At 42.0% G+C, this 6672-nt stretch carries 2 protein-coding genes, 2 tRNA genes and 2 rRNA genes (1 of these 6 only partly in view); all 6 read right to left on the bottom strand.

Annotated features, from left to right (window positions below; translation table 11 throughout):
- A 23S ribosomal RNA gene (locus AM608_RS01820) occupies positions 1–1285 on the bottom strand (it extends 1557 nt beyond the left edge of the window).
- Between the two features lie 162 nt (positions 1286–1447).
- Positions 1448–1521: transfer RNA gene (locus AM608_RS01815), tRNA-Ala, on the bottom strand.
- A gap of 95 nt (positions 1522–1616) precedes the next feature.
- Positions 1617–1690, bottom strand: a tRNA-Ile gene (locus tag AM608_RS01810).
- A gap of 155 nt (positions 1691–1845) precedes the next feature.
- Positions 1846–3361: ribosomal RNA gene (locus AM608_RS01805) — 16S ribosomal RNA — on the bottom strand.
- The 16S and 23S rRNA genes sit together here with 2 tRNA genes alongside, the layout of an rRNA operon.
- Positions 3362–3697: 336 nt before the next feature.
- Positions 3698–4687, bottom strand: coding sequence for an aspartate-semialdehyde dehydrogenase (locus tag AM608_RS01800; protein WP_009411842.1), 990 nt, complete (start codon positions 4685–4687; stop codon positions 3698–3700).
- A 19-nt stretch (positions 4688–4706) separates the two neighbouring features.
- Entirely contained in the window at positions 4707–6635 is a 1929-nt protein-coding gene (locus AM608_RS01795) for a LysM peptidoglycan-binding domain-containing protein (protein WP_053580577.1), read from the bottom strand.
- Positions 6636–6672 lie beyond the last annotated feature (37 nt).

Below are 6672 nucleotides of genomic sequence, written 5' to 3'. Positions count from 1 at the left end.
CATTTTCTTTTCTATCAGCTCCACTATGTCTCACAACTTTAGCTTCTACGCCTATAGAATGCTCCCCTACCGGTATGTATATAATACAACCCCATAGCTTCGGTAATATGCTTATGCCCGTTTATTATCCATGCCCAACCGCTCGACTAGTGAGCTGTTACGCACTCTTTAAATGTATGGCTGCTTCCAAGCCAACATCCTAGCTGTCAGTGCAGTCAGACCGCGTTTGGTCAACTTAGCATATATTTGGGGACCTTAGCTGATGGTCCGGGTTCTTTCCCTTTAGGATATGGACCTTAGCACCCATACCCTCACTGCTGATGAGCATTTAATAGCATTCGGAGTTTGTCAGGAATTGGTAGGCGATGAAACCCCCGCATCCAATCAGTAGCTCTACCTCTATTAAACTCACATCAACGCTGCACCTAAATGCATTTCGGGGAGTACGAGCTATTTCCCAGTTTGATTGGCCTTTCACCCCTACCCTCAGGTCATCCGAAGTCTTTTCAACGACAACCAGTTCGGTCCTCCACGCTGTGTTACCAGCGCTTCAACCTGCCCAAGGGTAGATCACCAGGTTTCGCGTCTACTACTACCAACTTAACGCCCTATTCAGACTCTCTTTCGATGCGGATTCGTATCTGAAATACTTATCCTCGCTGGTAACAGTAACTCGTAGGCTCATTATGCAAAAGGCACGCCGTCACAGCCTAAGCTGCTCCGACCGCTTGTAAGCGTATGGTTTCAGGGTCTATTTCACTCCGTTATTCACGGTTCTTTTCACCTTTCCCTCACGGTACTAGTTCACTATCGGTCTCTCAGGAGTATTTAGCCTTACCGGATGGTCCCGGCTGATTCAGTCAAGGTTCCTCGTGCCCCGACCTACTCAGGATTCCCATAAGATTTATAAAACTGTGCCTATACGAGACTTTCACTCTCTATGGTGTGTCTTTCCAAACACTTCTAATCCAGCTTTACAACCTATATCTGGGTCCTACTACCCCCATATTGCCGTAACAATATGGGTTTGGGCTGTTCCCATTTCGCTCGCCACTACTTTGGGAATCACTTTTGTTTTCTTCTCCTCCGCCTACTTAGATGTTTCAGTTCAGCGGGTTTGCTCACCTTTACGGTGTAGTACATCTTCAATGTACTGGGTTGCCCCATTCGGAGATTTGCGTATCATATCGTATGTGCCAATACACGCAACTTTTCGCAGCTTATCACGTCCTTCTTCGCCTCTGAGAGCCTAGGCATCCCCCATACGCCCTTACATAACTTTTCGCGCTTGTAGTCCTAGTCAATTGACAATTAACATTTGATAATTGACAATTATCTAAGTACCTCTCGTTCTCTTTGATTCTTTTTGATTCTTTCGTTAGATTATCAATAATCTATTATTGATCTCTTATGCTTTTTATCCCAATATGTCAATGTACGTTTGTTGTGGAGAATAAGGGATTCGAACCCTTGACCCCCTGCGTGCAAGGCAGGTGCTCTAGCCAGCTGAGCTAATTCCCCCTGTCTCTAGGTAAGAGATATGTGGTAAGAGGTAAGAGGATCCTTCCTCTAGCTCACTCCTAGAAATTTCCTTCTTTTTAAGCTTATTTTGCTTGTAGTCCCAGGCAGACTCGAACTGCCGACCTCTACATTATCAGTGTAGCGCTCTAACCAGCTGAGCTATGAGACTTTGTTCTAATTAGCAAATTTGTAAATTTGCAAATTTTATTTTGTTGTCAGCAAGATTTAAAGAACCAAGTCCTTATTGATTACAAATTTAATCAATAAACTAGCTGTTCATCATTTGTAATTCGTAATTCGTCATTAACTTTCGGCCTTCTCTAGAAAGGAGGTGTTCCAGCCGCACCTTCCGGTACGGCTACCTTGTTACGACTTAGCCCCAGTCACTAGTTTTACCCTAAACAGCTCCTTGCGGTGACCGTCTTCAGGTACTCCCAGCTTCCATGGCTTGACGGGCGGTGTGTACAAGGCCCGGGAACGTATTCACCGGATCATGGCTGATATCCGATTACTAGCGATTCCAGCTTCACGGAGTCGAGTTGCAGACTCCGATCCGAACTGTGACCGTCTTTATAGATTCGCGCCTGCTCACGCAGTGGCTGCTCTCTGTAACGGCCATTGTAGCACGTGTGTAGCCCAAGATGTAAGGGCCGTGATGATTTGACGTCATCCCCACCTTCCTCACGGTTTGCACCGGCAGTCCCATTAGAGGGCTCGACCTTACTCGTTAGCAACTAATGGCAGGGGTTGCGCTCGTTATAGGACTTAACCTGACACCTCACGGCACGAGCTGACGACAACCATGCAGCACCTTGAAAACTGTCCGAAGAAGGAGGTATCTCTACCTCTGTCAGTCTCCATTTAAACCTTGGTAAGGTTCCTCGCGTATCATCGAATTAAACCACATGCTCCACCGCTTGTGCGGGCCCCCGTCAATTCCTTTGAGTTTCATTCTTGCGAACGTACTCCCCAGGTGGGATACTTATCACTTTCGCTTAGCCACTCAGATTACTCCAAACAGCTAGTATCCATCGTTTACAGCGTGGACTACCAGGGTATCTAATCCTGTTCGCTCCCCACGCTTTCGTCCATCAGCGTCAATTAATTGTTAGTAATATGCCTTCGCTATCGGTGTTCTGTGTAATATCTAAGCATTTCACCGCTACACTACACATTCCAACTACTTCACAACCATTCAAGACCAACAGTTTCAAAGGCAGTTGCTTAGTTGAGCTAAGCGCTTTCACCTCTGACTTACCAGCCCGCCTACAGACCCTTTAAACCCAATGATTCCGGATAACGCTCGCATCCTCCGTATTACCGCGGCTGCTGGCACGGAGTTAGCCGATGCTTATTCATAAGGTACCGTCATCAAAGTACACGTACTCCTTATTCTTCCCTTACAAAAGCAGTTTACAACCCATAAGGCCGTCATCCTGCACGCGGCATGGCTGGATCAGTCTTCCGACCATTGTCCAATATTCCTCACTGCTGCCTCCCGTAGGAGTCTGGTCCGTATCTCAGTACCAGTGTGGGGGACATCCCTCTCAGAACCCCTATCTATCGTAGCCTTGGGGAGCCGTTACCTCTCCAACTAGCTAATAGAACGCATACTCATCTTTCACCACCAAGGCTTTAATAGTTGTGTGATGCCACACTACTATACTATGGGGTATTAATCCAAATTTCTTCGGGCTATCCCCCAGTGAAAGGCAGATTGTATACGCGTTACGCACCCGTACGCCGGTCTCTGTTACCCGAAAGTAACTTCCCCCTCGACTTGCATGTGTTAGGCCTGCCGCTAGCGTTCATCCTGAGCCAGGATCAAACTCTTCATCGTTAAATTCTTTTATATCTTCTAACCGATCTTCAAGTTATTGACTTCAGGTTTCACTCAATCCTTTAAATCTTCTTTGTGCTGTACAACATTATGTCAAGGTACGTGTTGTTTATTCCACTCCAGAGGCACTACTCTCCTCTTTTGCGGGTGCAAAGGTATAACCTTTTTATTTACCTACAAAATTTTTATACAATTTTTTTTGAAGATTTTTTTAATACTTCTGTAAGTGATTGATTATAAGATTTATAAAATTTTATATATTTTATTTTCTTATTATCAATGTAACACTTTTTTATATTTTCTAAGCATTAATACTTTTCAAATACATCATCATTACTACAACAGTTTATGTGCGATAAGATACTCAGCAATCTGTATGGTATTAGTAGCAGCTCCTTTACGCAGGTTATCAGCTACTACCCATAAGTTAAGAGTATTAGGTTGTGACTCGTCACGACGGATACGCCCTACAAATACGTCATCTTTGCCGTGAGCGTACAGTGGCATAGGGTAAGTATTCGTATCAGTATTATCCTGCACCTTAATCCCAGGCGATTGTGCTAAGAGCGCACGTACTTCATCAATATTAAAATCCTTTTTCAATTCTACATTCACCGCTTCACTATGTCCGCCTACTACTGGTATGCGCACCGCTGTAGCTGTTACTGCAATACTGTCGTCTCGGAGTATCTTTTTAGTTTCACGCACCAATTTCATTTCTTCCTTGGTATAACCATTATCTTCAAACACGTCACAATGAGGAATCACATTGCGGTGTATTGGGTAATGATAAGCCATCTCGCCTTTTTCTCCTTTGTATTCGTTTTCTAACTGGCGTACGGCTTTCACTCCTGTACCTGTAATCGACTGGTAAGTAGAGACTACCACACGCTTAATACCGTATTTCTTTTGTAAAGGGGCTAAAGCTACGAGCATCTGTATCGTAGAACAATTAGGGTTTGCAATAATCTTATCGTCTTTCGTAAGCACATCGGCATTGATTTCAGGAATTACCAATTTTTTAGTGTCGTCCATACGCCACGCCGATGAGTTATCTACCACTGTTGTCCCTACTTGGGCAAACTTAGGTGCCCATTCTTTAGAGACGGTAGCTCCTGCTGAAAAAAGAGCTAAATCGGGTTTGAGCGATACGGCTTGTTGTAAGCCTATCACAGTATATTCAGTTCCTTGAAAAGTAATCTTCTTCCCTACTGACTTCTCTGATGCTACGGGAATTAATTCAGTTACAGGAAATTTGTGTTCTGCAAGTACTTCTAACATCACGTTACCTACCATTCCGGTAACGCCTACTACTGCTACTCTCATTTTTAATTATAATTTAGTTTTATTTTAATTCTTTTACTTCCATATTGTCATACTGTACAATATATACGCCTTGGTTTTCATAGCCACCACCTTTATAGAAATTTTTTAGGTAAGCAAATTTATTCTCTAAGTAAGAAGTCTCTCCTATACGTGTATTGGCACCGGTAAGATTGCCCGATACTCCCAAACGCAATACAGCATCCATAGTAAGGTCAAACCCGCGAATAGCATACTTATTAGGTAGAATACCATAAGTCTTTAAATATCGCGCAGAAAAACTATCTGTACCATTAGAATATTTATTTACAGTAGGATAAGTAAAACGTAAATCGGATAGCTGGTTGTTAGAAAGGTTATTAGAATCGTATACTGAACCTCTATCCACAGTCGCCAACATAATCTTAGGGAAGGTGTTGTTCCTTTTAGATTTAAGCGCATTGTGCAACAAACGCACTGCCATCGACACGTAACCTATATCATTCGACTGTAATAACACTACATTTTCCTTGTTGTAGTTTAGAGCATTAACAAATCCATTAGCCGACATTTCAGTTACTACCTTAGCATTAGGGAATGAACGCTCTAATTTCTCACGCAAAGAACTATTCTTGCTATCAGCTAAGATAATCATATTCTCATCTGAATAGTTTTTGTTGAGATAGTCAATCATTTGTGCTTGCAACACCTCATCGTTCGGTAAGGTCTGATACACATTAGGATTGAGAGTTATATTCTTATTAGATAAGGGGGCTAATAATATCGTATTGTTACTTGTAACCAATGATGCTAAAGTATTAAACGATTTCGTGGTAAAAGGACCTATTACCACTTGTGAGTTCTGTACTGAGGCATTAGAAGCTATCTTCTTTAAGTCACCTTCACTATCGTATACATTCACTTTAAACTTATATCCCATTTTTTGAAGGGAGTCCAAAGCTATTAGGGCTCCTGAATAGAAATCGGTAGCCACAGGCGTTAGTTTATTTTCAGTAAGTCGAGATTTTATAATAGCAATTTGTCCAGTGCTGACATCCGATAGTTTAAAAGGTAAAATATAAGATATCTCCTTCACATTGGCTGGTGAAGATGCTGAACGCAAGGTATTGTTAGAATTCTGAAAGTTGTAGTTTGCTGTATTATTCAGTGAAGCACTTTTATAGTGTTCATAATTCTCTTTGGGTATCCATATTTGTGCATCGCTTTTCAATCCATCTTTAAGACTAGGATTTAGTTTTACAAGCTCAGCTTCCGATAAACCGAACTTGCGTTCTAAGCTGTAAAATCCTTCCCCTCTCTCCACAAGGTAAAGCACCACTTCTTTCTTAGTATTAGGGCGAGCTGGTGGTTCAGGCTCTGTACTATCGGTAGAAGAGGCTGGCACCCAGATTTCTTGCCCTTCTCTTATACTATTAGGGTTGAAACCTTTTTCGTTTTTGTTCAGCTTTTCCAATTCCTCTACACTCACATTGTGATTTTTAGCAATGCGCCAAAGTGTTTCTTGCGGTTTTACTACGTACCGCTTTTGTCCTTGTACGCTTTTCTGTACCATTTCAGCTGTTTTGCTAAATAGCGGAATAGTAATGCGCTCACCCTCTTGTAACTCTCTTATATAGAGGTCTAAATTATAACGCTTTAAATCATCAATAGTGATATTGTATTTTTGCGACAGACCAAAGAAAGTCTCACCTCCTTTTACCAAGTGAGTCGTAAACCCTACAGGACGTTGGGTATTGTAATGCTTCACTTTACTGATAGGAATATTGATAGTCATTCCCTTTTGTACTCCATCTTTAAGCCCTGGATTGAGTTTTAAGATGTCAGCAGGCGAAAAGCGATAGGTCTTAGCTATATTTTCAATACTTTCATAGTTATTTGCTGTGTACGTTTGCGGTTGTGCATAGGCAACTCCTAAGCACAATAACAAAGCTAATGTAAAAAGTTGTTTCATAATATTGTCTTATGATTTAATTTTTTAGTGTTAATTG

It is taken from the genome of Capnocytophaga sp. oral taxon 323, from assembly GCF_001278825.1.
GTDB lineage: Bacteria > Bacteroidota > Bacteroidia > Flavobacteriales > Flavobacteriaceae > Capnocytophaga > Capnocytophaga ochracea.
This window is presented reverse-complemented; position numbering and strand designations above follow the sequence as displayed.

What these genes read in the sequence shown, in the direction of transcription:
- AM608_RS01795 (WP_053580577.1), bottom strand. Translation starts at nt 6,635, where the DNA reads ATGAAACAACTTTTTACATTAGCTTTGTTATTGTGCTTAGGAGTTGCC.
- AM608_RS01800 (WP_009411842.1), bottom strand. Translation starts at nt 4,687, where the DNA reads ATGAGAGTAGCAGTAGTAGGCGTTACCGGAATGGTAGGTAACGTGATG.